Consider the following 13806-nt stretch of genomic DNA (forward strand, 5'->3'; position numbering starts at 1 on the left):
GTGAAGTGCCTCATGAAGCCTTGCCTGCAGTGCTTCTGGCTGTTCAGTGCAGCGTTGCTGCTGGCCACGCCGGCCCACGCGCACAAGCCGAGCGACAGTTACCTGACGCTCGACGTATCTGGCAAGCAGGTCAACGGCCAGTGGGATATCGCGCTGCGCGACCTCGACATGGCAATTGGCCTTGATCAGGACGGCAATGGCGAGCTGACCTGGAACGAGGTGCGCGCCCACGAAGGCCTGATTTCGGCCTACGCGCTATCACGCCTCAAGCTTACGAGCGGTGGCAGCGCCTGTCCGATGCGGGTAACGGGCCTCCTGCTCGACGATCATAGCGATGGCGCCTATGCGGTGCTGCGCCTTCGCGGCATCTGCACCGCTGAAGTAAGGACCCTCGACGTCGATTACGCACTCCTATTCGACATCGACCCTCAGCACAAGGGGCTGCTTCAGCTGCGACATGCTGGCCAGGTCTCGACCGCTATCTTCGACCCCGATCGAGGCCACCAGGCACTAGGCGTGGCTGACGCATCCGCACTGCGGCAGTTTGGTGACTATGTGCGTAACGGTATCTGGCATATCTGGGTTGGGTACGACCACATCCTGTTCCTGCTATCGCTTCTGCTTCCCGCAGTGCTGGTGTATCACGACCGCCAATGGCAGGCGAGGGCCACATTTCGCTCGGCCGCGTTCGACGTGCTGAAGATTGTTACCGCTTTCACGCTCGCTCATTCAATGACGCTGACCCTGGCCACCTTGGGCATGGTGTCGCTGCCGTCGCGGCTGGTCGAGTCAGCGATTGCCGCCTCGGTGGTAGTTGCGGCGCTAAACAACTTGTGGCCCTTGTTTCATGGACGGCGTGCACTGGTTGCCTTTGCCTTCGGCCTGATCCATGGCTTCGGTTTCGCCAGCGTCCTGCTCGACCTCGGCTTGCCAAAATCGTCGCTGTTGTTGTCGTTGGTCGGTTTTAACCTCGGCGTCGAAATCGGCCAGATCACCATCGTGGCGCTGTTCCTGCCGCTGGCCTTCCTGTCCCGTCATTCGCTAATCTACCGCAGAGGGGTTCTAGGCGGCGGCTCATTCGTGATTGCCTTGGTGGCGCTGGTGTGGTTGACGGAAAGTGGACTGAACGTTCGTCTTTGGACTTGAAGTAACGCTGAAATGTGACCTGAGGGCAGGCGACAAGCGCTAATCGGGGGCAGCTAAAAGCTGCCTCCGGTCTGCGCGACGTTCACCGTCAGTATCGGGATTTCTCACCCCTTACCCGCCGTATTATTACCAAGGAGCCAATCCCGAGCAGAAACATGGCGATCGAGCCGGGTTCGGGAACGGGTGAGACGCTTACCATTACGTTGTCGAGTACAAGGTCGGAATTCCCCGAAAAGCGAAGCCCGCTCAACCCGGTCCAGGCAGTCAACGACAGAGGCCCCAAGGCCGACAAGGTTAGCACGGTAGCACGCTGACTGTTGTCATTGAAAATGCCGGTAATGGTCAGTGCGCCCATACTTGCCGGCGCTAGCAGCCCGGCATCGAGCCCCAAAAAACTGAATGTGCCGCCGTTGCTTACCGTTAAGCTAACAGTATTACCGGCAAAGAGGGCAAGGCCGCCCGTCCTGTCACTTCCTATCCCATCGATGGTCAGGAAGGCAGCTGCATTGCCGGTGAGATTAAATCCCGCTTCCTGGTAGAGTGCCTGGTTAGAAGCATTGTCGATTGTAATTACGCTTGGCGTATCGAAGTTAAGGGTTGCGGCATAGCCAAATGGAGCCGCGCAGATGGCTATGGCTGTTGCAAGGACACGAATCAGCTTATGCATGATCTTTCCTCCAGCAAATAATGATTATTTGGCACCCGGAAGCGGTGTATTCAAATAAGGAAAGCCCGGCAGGAAATGTTGGACTGCCTGGTCGACGCCATCGTGTAGTTTGAAAACCGTCGTTCCCAATGGCACCTTGCTGGGATTACAGTCGCTACCGAAGCCAAAAGCATTATTGTTCCCGTTAGCCACGCACAGGCCGCCCATCGCCACGACGAGAGAAATGTCGACAACGTCGTCCTTTGGGCGCCGGCCGTTCGGATAGCCTGCGTTATCGGATCCACCCGCAAGCACATTCCCCACGATGCCAAGGCGGTTTTGCTGTGCGAACGGCACTGCCGGAATGGAAGTGTTAAGGCGCAACATTTCCGATGGAGTAGGGTTGAGCGGACGGTTTATCTTGTTGATGCCGGTAAGGAATGTCGTTACCAAGTCTTGTCGCGGCAGATTGCGGGGTGCCGCGCTGCCGGGTTGAAGTGCCATGGCAATTTCGACCAGCCTTGGCAGCGTCGGGTTGCTGACGTAGGTAGCGAACTGGGTGTCGTTCTGTGGCAGAGAACCGTTGAACTTGTCCTTGTCCGGCAAGCCGATGATCAACTCGTTGACCAATGGCATACCGAGGCGGGATACCTGTACAAAACCACCACCAACATTGACCGTCGTTTGATGTCCTGAAGGCGGATTCGGATTGACAAGCTGGCTTTGCCGGATGCTAGCTGTGGTCCAGAGACCGATCACAGGATCGGCAGTGGCCGTAGACAGTAAGCAACTCTTGTGTATCTCGAGCGCCAGGGATGTAATGTTTTTGTCCGCCAGCGTATTCGGCACCGCATTGATCAACGCGGGATTGGTAAGCACCGACAAGGGTGCATTGATCAGGTCGAAAACCGCACCGAGATTGACAGCAAAACCTTCTTGGCGCTGTCCAACAAATACCCTGCCCGGCGTAGCGCAACCCGGGATGGAAATTGGATAGATATGCTGGGCCGCATACGCCGCATAGTCAGGAATGGTTTTTGTTCCAATGTTATCGACGGGCTTGTCAAACGTAGCGGAACCCGTACCCACTTGCTTAATTGGCGTCGCTTGTCCCGTGCGACGGTTTCCCCTGATGAGCGTGATCGTGTATTTCTCGTTAACATTCAAGGCGGGGGAGTTCGGGGTGTTCACTGTGCCGGCCTGGGTAAGCGGAATCGGCACGCTTGCCGATCCTATTGGTAGCGCGATTGACTTAAGGATATTTTGAAACCGGAACTGGAAGGTTAAATCTTCCTTGGCGTCACCATTGTTGTCGATATGAATTTCATAAATGGCGTTTGGGTCCATCTTGAAGTAATTCGGTCCACCGTACGGATCCTGTAAGGGTTGATAGTTAGCAATGAGCGTCACGTAACCAGCCCTACCGTTCTCGTAGCTATTGAAAGCATAAAGATCCGTCCCATCGACCTTCGGCTGCGTCGTTATGAATGGCGCTTCTCTATGGCTTGATGCCTGCACCGACAAGGTGGCAATCATACTCATTGAAGTACAGCAAACCATGACAAGTGCAGACCGAAACTTGATTCTGCGCTGGAACTTAACAATCATGATAAATCTCCTCAACAGCTGATTATTATTTCCGATAGATACAGCGATATCGAAATCCGGAATAAATAACTCGTGCAAAGAAAAGGATTTTATCGATTCCTCATCGAATTCTTTAGAAAAGCAATGCCCATCATGATCAAAAAAGCGCGCCGACCGATTTCGCCAAGTCAACTGAACTCGGCTAATTCATGGGCTTTTTCGTGCCGATTCGACACATTGCCCGGAACATTCCTCACACACATGAAAAATATCAACTAATGCCAGAAATCTTGCCGATTAAATCGTAAATACATATGGCGACTTTTGGATATTCGGATAAGCAAAGTTAGAAGTCAAGAATGTTTCGTTAAAATCGAATTAGCGATAGCAAAACGACTGTTCCATTGAATGGCGGCGGGGTGCGACTACCGGCGACGTGCAATCGATAGCAAGACACCGTCCAGTCGTCCAAGGAATGGCGAGAAAAGAACCCTGAGCTATTTGCGAAACGCATGTACGGCCAAACGGGACCCAACACACTCGGGGACTTGGCTGATTACCGCTGGGCTGATGGTTTCGTAACCTCGGCAATCTTTACCGCCTTATCAAATATGAAGGAGTGAGGCGGACGGTTCGAACAAACCACTCGGCCTAGTATGTATTTCAGCAGTATGTAACTTAGTACGCTATTTCGTGAGGAACGCTATAGCACAGGCCGGCATATATTTTTCTAACGTTAAACGCGCGCGTGACGCGTTGCTTGCCGAAAGGTGGCATCCATCAATCGACGCCGTGCGCGCGGCTCTCGGTAATACTGGTTCGAAGACGACCATCCACAGGTACTTACGCGAGATCGAAGTCGAGGAGGGTGGTCAGAGAGCGCCCGTCACTGAGGCGATCCTGGCATTGGTAACCCAGCCTGCGGAACGGCTCCAGGGCGAGGCCGCTACCGAGGTTGAGGCGATGCGTGTCCAGGTGACTCGACAGCAGGGCGCGCACGAGCGAGCCAAGTCTGGGCTGAAAGCGCAGCTTGCCGACATCAGGCAAGTGTTGGATGCGACTTCCCGGCAACTGGAATCAAGGCAGCGCAATCTCAAGGCGCTGAAGGATCAACTAGGTGTTGAACAAATTGCGAGGCATACCGCGGAGCAACATAGCCGCGATCTGGCCGCGAGACTTGCAGAGGCGGAGCGGCACAAGGAAGCCGCTGCGCTCGCCACGGAACTCGGTACCATCAAACAAGCCCTTTACCTTGAAAGGGAATCCGGGCGGAACCTAACCCAGAAGGTGAAGCAGTCGCAGGCCGTTGAGACGCGCCTCGTCATACTCGAAGCTCAGCTTGCGCACAGCCAAACCAGGTTAGCGCAGGCCGAGGAAGCATCGGTGCGGGCCACGGAGCTTTGCAACGAACTTCGGCAGCAAAAGGCATTGCTCGAGGGCCAGTTGGACGGTGCGAAATCTGCGATCGCGTTGGAAGAACGTCTGGCCAAGCTTTGTTATAAAAATGCGACCAGGTGCATCTATCAAATGTACTTCCAAAGAAGTGTCAAATTTACGTCTGAGAGCTTTCCGATTCATGGGTCGGGCTACCGGCTTCAGATCGCGCATAATCTATATTATGTCAAATACGATACTCGTACAGCCACCCCGCAAGGGGCAGCACAAGCTCAAACGATGCTCTTCCCGTTCGCCGACCGGATGATCTCGTCATGCCGTTCGTTATCGGTCTTGTGCAGATAAGCCGCCGTGGTGGCGATATTTGCGTGCCCCGCCGTGTCCTGCAGGGTCTTCAACTGCACCCCGTTGTTCGCGTGGTTGGTCAGCATGCTGTGCCGCAGCCAGTGCGCCGAGGCCTGGCGCAAGGTGGCGGCCGTATCCTGGTCGCCTTTCGCATCGGCGGCGCGCGCGGCGTCCGCGAACACCGCCTTGATCGCTTCCGACGCCGCTTCGTCCGTGATCCGCGCCGGCTCGCGTGAACGGCTCGACAGCACGAGCGGCGTGCGGTCCGTGCGGCTGGTCTGCGGCAGGAGTTCGAAAGCCTGGCGATAGGCGTGGTAGGCTTCGAGCATGTCCGGCGGCACCGGCAGGCGGCGCGGCTTGTTGCCTTTGCCAAGGACGTCCAGCCACCAGCGGCCGTTGCCTTCGGTGTAGATCGATCCCATCGAGGCGCTGACGATCTCGTTCAGGCGGGCGCCCGTGTGCGCAAAGGCGACCAGCAGGAAACGGTCGCGCGCGCGGCGCCTGAATGCCGCCGGCGTGTCGGCCGGGCGGCTGGAAACCGTTTCGAGCGCGAGCGCGATCGCGCCCTGGGTCAAATAGCGCGTAATCCGGCTGCTTGATGGCGCTCGGACGTTGCGCACCAGCGCACCCGGGTTACGGCGCAGGTAGCCGGTCTGCTCGGCAAAGCCCATCAGGCCCTTCACGGCGATCATGGCCTGGCGCCGGCTGGGATCGGACAAGGGCCCCGTGAATGGCCGGTAGCGCGGATCGGTGCGCGGCCACTTGGTCTTCGAGATCCATTCCGGCGGCGGATTCTTGAGGAATTCCTTGTAGGCATTGAGGTCGGCAACGTTCAGCTGGGAAAGGGTCTTTTTCGCTTCCTCGCGGCACCAGGTCAGGAAGCGGTACAGCTCCTTTTGCGAGTTCTGGATCGACTTCGCGCTCAGTTCGCCGTGGGCGATGAATTCGCGTGCCAGGTCGATGTCGGTGGTGGCCTCGGTGATCGCATCGTCGGCGAGGCGGTACATCTTCACGTGCAGGCGGCTGCTCGGACCGCTTGTGATCTCTTCCGGTGCTGACGGGCCCAGGTCGATTGGGGTAAAGTTCGGCATGTTTCTGGCTGCGGCTGCTGAAAAGGGCTGTATCTATGTACAGTATAGCATTTTGCCTGTTCGCGAATTAAAGTCGACAATATATTTGGTAATGTCGAGTTAAAGATGTGCGTGAAAACCGCGTCAAAACCGTGTCCGGTTTAGGGGCTGGTCCCGATTGCATCCCCGGCACGGCCGCCCCAGGCAAGGCGACACCGGAACGGTTGCTCTTCTGCCAGGTCGGGTCCGCTCCCGGTGGCGGGACCCTTTCCAGCTCCCAAGACCGGTGGCGGTTCGGCGATGTATGATTGACAGCCCATCCGGCTCTCCTTTTCAAAGGTATCGATGAACATCGTCAAGCGCATCCTGAAGGCCAACCGGCGACGCGACCCGGAACGCCTGGCCATGAGATACGTTTTCCGTCGCAGCGGGCCCTTCCCTTTTCTGCGCGGCACTTGCCACCTGTTCTACGGCCGCCTCGCCTCCTCCGGATGGGCCGCCTGCGCTGCGGCTTGCGACGCCGGACAGTTCCAGCGCCCTGCCGGAGAATAAACCATGGACTATCCGGACATTCTGCTGCGCCTGAGTGCTTCGGTCCTGATCGGCGGCCTGATCGGGCTGGACCGCAACCTGCGCGGCAAACCAAGCGGGATCAGGACCCTCGGTCTGGTCAGTCTCGGCGCCTGCCTGGCAACCATGGCCGGGATGAACATGCTGACAGCGCATGGGCAGGTCGATACCGCGGCGGTCAGCCGCGTGATACAGGGGCTCGTCACCGGCATCGGCTTCCTCGGCGCAGGCGTCATCGTCCACGAGGACGGCAACGACCGCATTCGCGGCCTCACCACCGCAGCCTCGATCTGGATTACCGCCATCCTCGGTATCCTGTGCGGCATGGGATCCTGGCAGATCGCCTGCATCGCCCTCGCCTTCGTCTTCCTCTTGTTCGTGCTCGGCAAACCACTGGAGCGCGCGCTGCACCGGCGCTGGCTGACGAAGCCGACCGACGAGCAGCACGAGATCAGCCTGCACGACGAGTGAGAGCGCCTACGGTGTCGCCCTGGTGGTTTGGCGGGCCGTTCGAACCGTGTTGGCGCTCCGGCCGAACGTACGGGACAATACACCGGAACGAATGGACGACACGAGGAGCGCCATGAACATCACGGTAAAGAACACGACCCCGGACACGACCCGCATCACCCTGGTCGGCGAACTGCAGGACGGCAGCTTCAAGGCCAAGGTGATGTCCGAAACCGATGTCCCCTACACGCCTTATTGGGAGCACCAGCTCGAACAGCGCATGATCTATATCCAGCCGGATCCCGAGCAGCTGAAGGCGATCGTCGCGGCACTCAACGACCGCCGGCTGACGCTGGACCAGCTGCAGAGCTTCGGCAGCGCCGGCGGCGGCGAATCCCAGATTCCGGTCTGAAACAGGAGGTTTTATGAGCACGCAACAGGGCAAGAGCAGCGATGCGCCAACCATCGGCGTCGGCAATCTCACCAGCGGCGAAGCCGGCGCCACGCCGGGCCACGAAACCATGGCCGAGACCGGCGGCAGCGGCGGCGAGGCGCTGACCAAGCCGCACAACGAGGAGACCGAGGGCCACTGGCCGTCCGGCGAGCCGAACAAGAACCAGGGCGACGCCATGCAGCACGCGGTGGACACTGCGTCGGAAACCGAGGGTGCCGGCACCGCGGCCACCGCCACCGTCCGCGGCGCCCAGGACACGCACAGCCGGCAAGCCGGCATCAATCCGACCGGCCTCGGCACGCCGGAAACCGGCGGCAACCAGTCCGAGGGCGACCTGGCGCCGCCCTACCAACAATAACGCGGCAACAGACGAGCCGCTCAGGCCCTGCCGATCATGGCTTCGCAGGCCTCGGCGCAGCGCGTGCAGGCCTGGGCGCAAGCCTGGCAGTGGTCCATCTGGTGCTTGCCGCACTCGGCGGCGCAGGCCGTGCAGATTTCGGCGCAGAGCCGGCACATCTGTGCGGCGAAGTCGCTGCCGCGGGCCAAGTAGGCCGCCGCGATCCGGCAGATGGCGGCGCAATCCATGTCGAGCGCAATGCAGCGCGCCATCATCTTGACGTCGTCTTCACGCAGGCAGGCGGTCGAACAATTGTCGCAAGCCGCCGCGCAGGCGTAACAGGCGTCGATACAGGCCTGGTATTCCGGGTGCTGAAAATTGGACATCGTATCCTCCATCGGTGGGTCGACGTTCAGGCTAGCACGCGATGGAGAATGCTCTCGTACGAATGGATCCGGCCTCAGCGGGCTGCCTGGGCGCCCTTCACTACCGCCCCGCCCTTCATTACGAACTTCACGCGGGTGAGCTCGGCGGGGTCTTTCAGCGGGTCGCCGGCGACGGCGATCAAATCGGCATACTTGCCCGCCGATACCGAACCGATGCGGTCCTTCCAGCCCAGCAGGTCGGCGGCATTGATGGTGGCCGCCTGGATCGCCTGCATCGGGCTCATGCCGTACTGGACCATGTAGTGGAACTGGCGCGCGTTGTCGCCGTGCGGGTAGACGCCGGCATCGGTGCCGAAGGCCATCTTGACGCCGGCCTTGAAGGCCTTGCGGAAGTTGTCGCGCTGCAGCTGGCCGAGGGCGCGTTCCTTGTCGAGCGACTCCTGCAGCATGCCGGCCTTGGCGCCTTCCTGCAGGATGTAGTCGTCGTTATAGATATCCATGACGAAGTAAGTGCCCTTCTCGCGCGCCAGGCGGATGCCTTCGTCGTCGACCAGGCTGGCGTGTTCGACCGAATCGACACCGGCCAGGATGGCGTCGCGAATGCTGCTGGCGCCATGGGCGTGGGCGGCCACGCGGCGGCCCAGCTTGTGCGCTTCTTCGACGATGGCCTTCATCTCTTCCAGCGTGAGCTGCTGGGCGCCCGGCTCGTCGCCCTTGGACAGCACGCCGCCCGAGGCGCAGATCTTGATCACGTCGGCGCCGTACTTCGCCATCTCGCGGACCTTGGCACGCGCCGCCCACGGACCGTCGGCCACGCCGTTCTCGGTGTAATGAAAATCGTGCGGCAGCAGGTTGTTGTCGCAGTGGCCGCCCTGGATGCCGATCGCGTAGCCGGCCGTGCGCATGCGCGGTCCCGGCAGCTCGCCCTCGTTGATGGCGTCGCGCAGGGCGACGTCGCCGAAGCCGCTGGCGCCGACATTGCGCACGGTGGTGAAGCCGGCGTTCAAGGTCACCTGGGCCGCATGGGCGCCGTACATGGCGGCGCGGATGTCGGACACGCCCAGCGACTGGTAGCCGTGCTGGTGCGGATCGCCGGTCAGGTGGGTATGGGCGTCGATCAGGCCCGGCAGCACGGTGGCGCCGGACAGGTCGACCACCTCGGCGCCGGCCGGCACCGTGATGCTGCCGCTGGGACCGACAGCCGTGATGCGATCGCCGCTGATCAGGATGGTCTGGTTGTCCAGCACCTTGCCGGCGACCACGTCGACCAGCTTGCCGGCGCGTACGGCCACCACATGCTGGGCGGCGCCGCTGGATTCGGCGTGGACGGAGGCGGCGATGCCCAGGATGGCCAGCGAGGCCGCGACTGCTTTCAGTTTCATGGACGGATGCTTTCGGTGGGGATGCTATCGGTGGATGGAAGCGCAGCCAGCTTGTGCCAGCTGCGCCAGGAAACCAGGGCATTGATCCAAAAGCCGGCATACAGCACGGCGGTCAGGTGCAGCCCCCGGCTGAAATACAGCGGCGTCGCGATCGTATTGACGAGCAGCCAGAAGCCCCAGTTTTCCACGCGGCGCTGCATCATCAGCATCTGGCCGATGATGCTGAACACGAGCACGGCGGAATCGGGGAAAGGCGCGTAAGCGTTCGTGAAATGGTGGAGCATGGCGCCGTAGGCCACGGTGGCGCCCACGCCCAGCGGGAGGATCCACAGCATGCTGGCCATGCCCGCGTGAGTGACGGGCAGCGCTTCGCCGTGCCGGCCGCGCAGCCATTTCCACCAGCCGATCAGGCCGGTGACCACGAAGAACAGCTGCAGGGCAACGTCGGCGTACAGGCGGTTCTGTGCGAACAGCAGGCCGAACAGTAGAGTGCCGGCCACGCCGGTCCACCAGGTATGGATATTGTTGCGGCCGGCCAGCACGATGGCGATGGCCGTAAAGACGTTCGCCGCCAGTTCGAGCGGCGCGGTCGCACTCAGCGCCGTATAGACGTCGGCCGCCAGTTCCTGCAGCGCGATCATTGCTCCCGGCCCTGCCCTTCCAGTTCCATTGCCGCCCCTTCGTGAAGAAGCGTGTACTGTACGTCAGCGGGCCGGTTTATTGCAAGGCTGGAATTTTCTAGGCGCTAGTCGAGGCGGATCGATTTGTGTTCGCTGTCCAGGTCGGGCTTGTCGCCGGTGATGGCGGCCTTGGCCATGGCAAAGATGCGGACCATCTTGCTGTCGTTCGAGTCCCAGTATTCGGCCGAGTGCGGGTCGACGCGGATCAGCACCACGTGCTGGTCCTCGGGGCCGGCCGGGAACCAGGCTTGCACGCCGGTGTTCCACATCGCGCGGATGCGCTCGCGGTCGACCACGCGCTCGGCGGTGCCGCTCACCGATACATACAGGCTGCCGTCCTGGTCGGCAAAGCCCAGGTTGACCTGGGGGCGGTGGGCGATGCAATCCCACAGCGCGGTCAGGGTCGAGGTGTAGAACCAGATGCCGCCATCGGCGTCGACCTGCTGCTGGGTCATCGGCTGGCTCAGCAGGTGGCCATGCTGGTCCTGCCAGGTAAACATCGGAAAGCGCACGTCCTTGATCTTGTCGTGCAGTTTGGCCACTTCGGCGGCGTGGTGGGTGGTCATGGGCAGTCCTCGTGAATGGCTGATGTCCGTGCATCCTAGCGCCAGCCGGATGCCGGGTCGGTGCGCAAGCGAACATCCGCGCAGCGCTTTTTTGAGCCTCGTCAACCATGCCGGAAAGCGAAGAGAACCCGGGTTTGGGCGGCAATATAATCGCGTGTCAGCCGCCGTTAACGAGCATGGAGTCCGTTGCGAATGCCTTCCACTCACCGCCGTGCACAGCCGTTTCCGGACGTCGCCGGCCTGGGCGCGAAGCATGCCGCCGCCTCACCCATGGCGAATTCCTTTCCCGCCGCCGGACCGGCGCGGCTGGTGGTGCACGTCGTGGAAGCGCTGTCCAGCGCCCAAACGGAAACCGGCCTGCTGAACCTGATCCGTCATTTGCCGGCCGAGCGCTACCGCCATGCCATCGTCTGCCTGCGCGGCCAGGGCGACTACGAAGCCGGCCTGCGCGAACAAGGCGTCGAGATCGTCAACCTGCACCAGCAGGAGCGCGGCCTGCTTCACTACTTGCGCCTCTACCGCGTGCTGCGCGGCCTGCAGCCCGACCTGATCCATACCCGTAACCGTTCCGGGCTGCCGTCCCAGCTGGTGGCGGCGCTGGCCGGCGTGCGGCTGCGGGTGCATGCGGAGTACGGGCGCGACCTGGGCCCCGACGGCGCTCCCAGCTTTCGCGGACGGGCGCTGCGCCGCCTGCTGCGCCCCCTGATCGACCACTTCATCACCGCCAATGGCGACCTCGAACAATGGTTGGTGGGGGCGATCGGCGCCGAGCCGGCGCGCGTCTCGCAAATCGCGAACGGCGTCGACAGCGTGCAATTCCACCCGCGCCTGGGCCCGGCGGCGGCGGTCGGGCCGGCCGGTTTCATGCACGACGGCGTGTTCGTCATCGGCAGTATCGGGCGCATGGACGACGGCGCCAACCATACGCTGCTGGTCGAGGCCTTCCTGCGGCTGATCGCCTCGCCGCATCCGGCCCACCAGCGCCTGCGCCTGATGATCGTCGGCGACGGGCCGGCGCGCGCCGAATGCCAGGCGATGCTGAACCGCGCCGGCGCCGCGGCCCGCGCCTGGCTGCCCGGAGCCCGCAGCGATATCGCCCAGCTTCTGCGCGCGATGGACCTGTTCGTGCTGCCCTCGCTGACCGAGGACCGCGCGAACGCGATCCTGGAAGCGATGGCCAGCGGCCTGCCGGTGGTCGCCAGCGCGGTCGGCTGCAATGCCGAGCTCGTGCACCCCGGCTTCACCGGCATCCTGGTGCCGCCGACCTCGACCGAATTGCTGGCGGCGGCGGTTTCGGATTACTGCCGCATCCCCGAGATGGCGGCCCGCCACGGCGCGCGCGCCCGCAGCCACGTGATCGCCCGCCATAGCATGCCGGCAATGGCGCGCGACTACCTGGCCGTCTACGATGCGCTGACGGGTTTCGAAACCTAGGCGGAACAGGCGATGCGCGTGCTGCACCTGCTAGACCATTCCGCGCCGCGGCGCAGCGATTACAGCCGCCGTGCCCAGGCCCTGCTGGAAGGGCTGCGCGACCAGGGCGTGCAGACCGTCCAGCTCACCGGCACCGGCCACCCGGCGACGCAGGTGCATGGCGAAGGCTGGCATTTCTACCGCACCGTGGCCCTGGGCCGGCGCCTCCCTTTCGTCCGCACGGCGGCGCCGGATTCCCGTCTCGGCGCGGCGGCATCGACGGCGGCCCTGGCGCTGCGCCTGCGCCAGGTGGCAAAGCTGACGCGGCCGGACCTGATCCACGTGCACCTGCCGAGTGCGAACGCGGTGGCCGCGTGGCCGGTGGCACGCCTGCACAAGCTTGCACTGCTGGTCGAGGCCGAGCGCCGTGGACTGGCCGCGCCTGCCTATCCCTTCCCGCGCGCGGAACGCTGGGCCCTGGGCGCGGCCCATGCGATCGCGGCTGGGACAGCCCAGGTGCGGGCCGCCTTGCGTGCGGAGGGCCTGGCCGGCAGGTCGATCGCCGTGATCCCGCCGGCGCCGGACCTGGTGCCGGGCTTGCCGGCCAGCGCCAGGATGACGAACCTGGTGGGGGCGCCGCTACTCGCCTATGCGGGCGGCCTGGAGCCGGACGACGGTCTGGAGTTGCTGCTGACGGCCCTGGGCCAACTGCGCCGCAAGCATCCGGCGCTGCGGCTGCTGGTCGCCGCCGGCGGCGAACGCGAGGCCTGTTTCGAGCAGCTGCTGGCCCGGCCGGGACTGCGCGGCCACGTCGTGTTCGCCGGTCCGCTCTCTTACCGGCGTGCGGCCGATGTGCTGGCGCGCGCCGATATCGCGGTGTTTCCGGCGCTGGGGCTGAAGCCCTCCCTGCAGCCGTCACGGCACCTGCTCAACGCACTGGCGCAGGGCTGTGCGGTGGTCGCATCGGACCTGCCCTGCCACCGTGAGCTGCTGGTGCACGGGCATAGCGGGATGCTGTTCGAGGCCGGCAGGCGTGCGTCGCTGGTGAAGGCCATCGAGCAGGTGCTGGCCGAACCCTGGCGCATCGATGGGCTGGGTGCGGCGGCGCGCGATTTCATGAGCACGCGGCGCAGCTGGGAGTTGACGGCGGCCCGCTACCGGCGTCTCTATGAAATGGTCCTCAATAAACGTGATGCATCACGTTAAGCTCTCCAGACGGGCGGCGGCCAGCTCGGCGGGCTGTGTCTGCTGAAGCGCATGCAGGACACTGTCGTTCATCGCCAAGCGCGGATGTTTACGCCGATCGCCGCCAATGCCGTTCCAACAAGGCGGCCGCAAATCGTCTATAGTGATGCCTCTCTACAAAACTAAAAGGGCTT

At 62.4% G+C, this 13806-nt stretch carries 15 protein-coding genes; 8 read left to right on the plus strand and 7 right to left on the minus strand.

What is annotated here, in order from left to right; genetic code table 11:
* Positions 1-12 precede the first annotated feature (12 nt).
* Positions 13-1146: a HupE/UreJ family protein gene (locus AB4Z32_RS08290; protein WP_442121365.1), complete on the plus strand. Its 1134-nt coding sequence runs from the start codon at positions 13-15 to the stop codon at positions 1144-1146.
* Between the two features lie 88 nt (positions 1147-1234).
* Here the strand turns inward: AB4Z32_RS08290 and AB4Z32_RS08295 are convergent, their stop codons facing one another.
* Positions 1235-1813, minus strand: a complete 579-nt coding sequence (locus AB4Z32_RS08295) for a PEP-CTERM sorting domain-containing protein (RefSeq protein WP_442121366.1) — start codon at positions 1811-1813, stop codon at positions 1235-1237.
* A gap of 24 nt (positions 1814-1837) precedes the next feature.
* Positions 1838-3400: a DUF4331 domain-containing protein gene (locus AB4Z32_RS08300; RefSeq protein WP_442121367.1), complete on the minus strand. Its 1563-nt coding sequence runs from the start codon at positions 3398-3400 to the stop codon at positions 1838-1840.
* Positions 3401-4072: 672 nt separating this feature from the next.
* On the opposite strand from AB4Z32_RS08300, the gene AB4Z32_RS08305 reads away from it, so the two are divergent.
* The gene (locus AB4Z32_RS08305) at positions 4073-5119 is read left to right on the plus strand and encodes a DNA-binding protein (RefSeq protein ID WP_442121368.1); all 1047 of its coding nucleotides are present in this window, start codon (positions 4073-4075) and stop codon (positions 5117-5119) included.
* Here AB4Z32_RS08305 and AB4Z32_RS08310 read toward each other — a convergent pair.
* Positions 5047-6210: a tyrosine-type recombinase/integrase gene (locus AB4Z32_RS08310; protein ID WP_442121369.1), complete on the minus strand. Its 1164-nt coding sequence runs from the start codon at positions 6208-6210 to the stop codon at positions 5047-5049. The two genes, AB4Z32_RS08305 and AB4Z32_RS08310, sit on opposite strands and share 73 nt — an antisense overlap.
* Positions 6211-6534: 324 nt before the next feature.
* Between AB4Z32_RS08310 and AB4Z32_RS08315 the strand changes: the two genes are divergently transcribed.
* From AB4Z32_RS08315 to AB4Z32_RS08330, 4 genes are all read left to right on the plus strand, one after another.
* On the plus strand, positions 6535-6741 hold the full coding sequence (locus AB4Z32_RS08315; RefSeq protein ID WP_442121370.1) for a DUF2252 family protein: 207 nt from the start codon (positions 6535-6537) through the stop codon (positions 6739-6741).
* Positions 6742-6744: 3 nt separating this feature from the next.
* The gene (locus AB4Z32_RS08320) at positions 6745-7230 is read left to right on the plus strand and encodes an MgtC/SapB family protein (protein ID WP_442121371.1); all 486 of its coding nucleotides are present in this window, start codon (positions 6745-6747) and stop codon (positions 7228-7230) included.
* 112 nt (positions 7231-7342) lie between these two features.
* Positions 7343-7621 carry a hypothetical protein gene (locus AB4Z32_RS08325; protein WP_442121372.1) on the plus strand — a complete coding sequence of 93 codons (279 nt, stop codon included), beginning with the start codon at positions 7343-7345 and terminating at the stop codon, positions 7619-7621.
* Positions 7622-7634: 13 nt separating this feature from the next.
* A complete protein-coding gene (locus tag AB4Z32_RS08330) occupies positions 7635-8021 on the plus strand; it encodes a hypothetical protein (protein WP_442121373.1) in 387 nt (128 codons plus the stop codon).
* A 20-nt stretch (positions 8022-8041) separates the two neighbouring features.
* Here AB4Z32_RS08330 and AB4Z32_RS08335 read toward each other — a convergent pair whose 3' ends face one another.
* The 4 genes from AB4Z32_RS08335 to AB4Z32_RS08350 form a co-directional block, all read right to left on the minus strand.
* A complete protein-coding gene (locus AB4Z32_RS08335) occupies positions 8042-8386 on the minus strand; it encodes a four-helix bundle copper-binding protein (protein WP_442121374.1) in 345 nt (114 codons plus the stop codon).
* 74 nt (positions 8387-8460) lie between these two features.
* A complete protein-coding gene (locus tag AB4Z32_RS08340; protein ID WP_442121375.1) occupies positions 8461-9768 on the minus strand; it encodes a Xaa-Pro dipeptidase in 1308 nt (435 codons plus the stop codon).
* On the minus strand, positions 9765-10409 hold the full coding sequence (gene pnuC / locus AB4Z32_RS08345; RefSeq protein WP_442121376.1) for a nicotinamide riboside transporter PnuC: 645 nt from the start codon (positions 10407-10409) through the stop codon (positions 9765-9767). The genes AB4Z32_RS08340 and pnuC overlap by 4 nt, the downstream gene beginning before the upstream one ends.
* Positions 10410-10513: 104 nt before the next feature.
* Positions 10514-11014 carry a pyridoxamine 5'-phosphate oxidase family protein gene (locus tag AB4Z32_RS08350; protein ID WP_442121377.1) on the minus strand — a complete coding sequence of 167 codons (501 nt, stop codon included), beginning with the start codon at positions 11012-11014 and terminating at the stop codon, positions 10514-10516.
* 192 nt (positions 11015-11206) lie between these two features.
* Here AB4Z32_RS08350 and AB4Z32_RS08355 point away from each other — a divergent pair, with 192 nt between their 5' ends.
* Both AB4Z32_RS08355 and AB4Z32_RS08360 read left to right on the plus strand, forming a co-directional pair.
* The gene (locus AB4Z32_RS08355) at positions 11207-12448 is read left to right on the plus strand and encodes a glycosyltransferase (RefSeq protein WP_442121378.1); all 1242 of its coding nucleotides are present in this window, start codon (positions 11207-11209) and stop codon (positions 12446-12448) included.
* Between the two features lie 18 nt (positions 12449-12466).
* Positions 12467-13633 (plus strand): glycosyltransferase family 4 protein, encoded by a 1167-nt coding sequence (locus AB4Z32_RS08360; protein WP_442121379.1) that lies wholly within the window; start codon positions 12467-12469, stop codon positions 13631-13633.
* Positions 13634-13806 lie beyond the last annotated feature (173 nt).

It is taken from the genome of Massilia sp. 2TAF26, assembly GCF_052115005.1.
Taxonomy (GTDB): domain Bacteria; phylum Pseudomonadota; class Gammaproteobacteria; order Burkholderiales; family Burkholderiaceae_D; genus Telluria.

What these genes read in the sequence shown, in the direction of transcription:
- AB4Z32_RS08290 (WP_442121365.1), top strand. Translation starts at nt 13, where the DNA reads ATGAAGCCTTGCCTGCAGTGCTTCTGGCTGTTCAGTGCAGCGTTGCTG.
- AB4Z32_RS08295 (WP_442121366.1), bottom strand. Translation starts at nt 1,813, where the DNA reads ATGCATAAGCTGATTCGTGTCCTTGCAACAGCCATAGCCATCTGCGCG.
- AB4Z32_RS08300 (WP_442121367.1), bottom strand. Translation starts at nt 3,400, where the DNA reads ATGATTGTTAAGTTCCAGCGCAGAATCAAGTTTCGGTCTGCACTTGTC.
- AB4Z32_RS08310 (WP_442121369.1), bottom strand. Translation starts at nt 6,210, where the DNA reads ATGCCGAACTTTACCCCAATCGACCTGGGCCCGTCAGCACCGGAAGAG.
- AB4Z32_RS08315 (WP_442121370.1), top strand. Translation starts at nt 6,535, where the DNA reads ATGAACATCGTCAAGCGCATCCTGAAGGCCAACCGGCGACGCGACCCG.
- AB4Z32_RS08320 (WP_442121371.1), top strand. Translation starts at nt 6,745, where the DNA reads ATGGACTATCCGGACATTCTGCTGCGCCTGAGTGCTTCGGTCCTGATC.
- AB4Z32_RS08325 (WP_442121372.1), top strand. Translation starts at nt 7,343, where the DNA reads ATGAACATCACGGTAAAGAACACGACCCCGGACACGACCCGCATCACC.
- AB4Z32_RS08330 (WP_442121373.1), top strand. Translation starts at nt 7,635, where the DNA reads ATGAGCACGCAACAGGGCAAGAGCAGCGATGCGCCAACCATCGGCGTC.
- AB4Z32_RS08335 (WP_442121374.1), bottom strand. Translation starts at nt 8,386, where the DNA reads ATGTCCAATTTTCAGCACCCGGAATACCAGGCCTGTATCGACGCCTGT.
- AB4Z32_RS08340 (WP_442121375.1), bottom strand. Translation starts at nt 9,768, where the DNA reads ATGAAACTGAAAGCAGTCGCGGCCTCGCTGGCCATCCTGGGCATCGCC.
- pnuC (WP_442121376.1), bottom strand. Translation starts at nt 10,409, where the DNA reads ATGATCGCGCTGCAGGAACTGGCGGCCGACGTCTATACGGCGCTGAGT.
- AB4Z32_RS08350 (WP_442121377.1), bottom strand. Translation starts at nt 11,014, where the DNA reads ATGACCACCCACCACGCCGCCGAAGTGGCCAAACTGCACGACAAGATC.
- AB4Z32_RS08355 (WP_442121378.1), top strand. Translation starts at nt 11,207, where the DNA reads ATGCCTTCCACTCACCGCCGTGCACAGCCGTTTCCGGACGTCGCCGGC.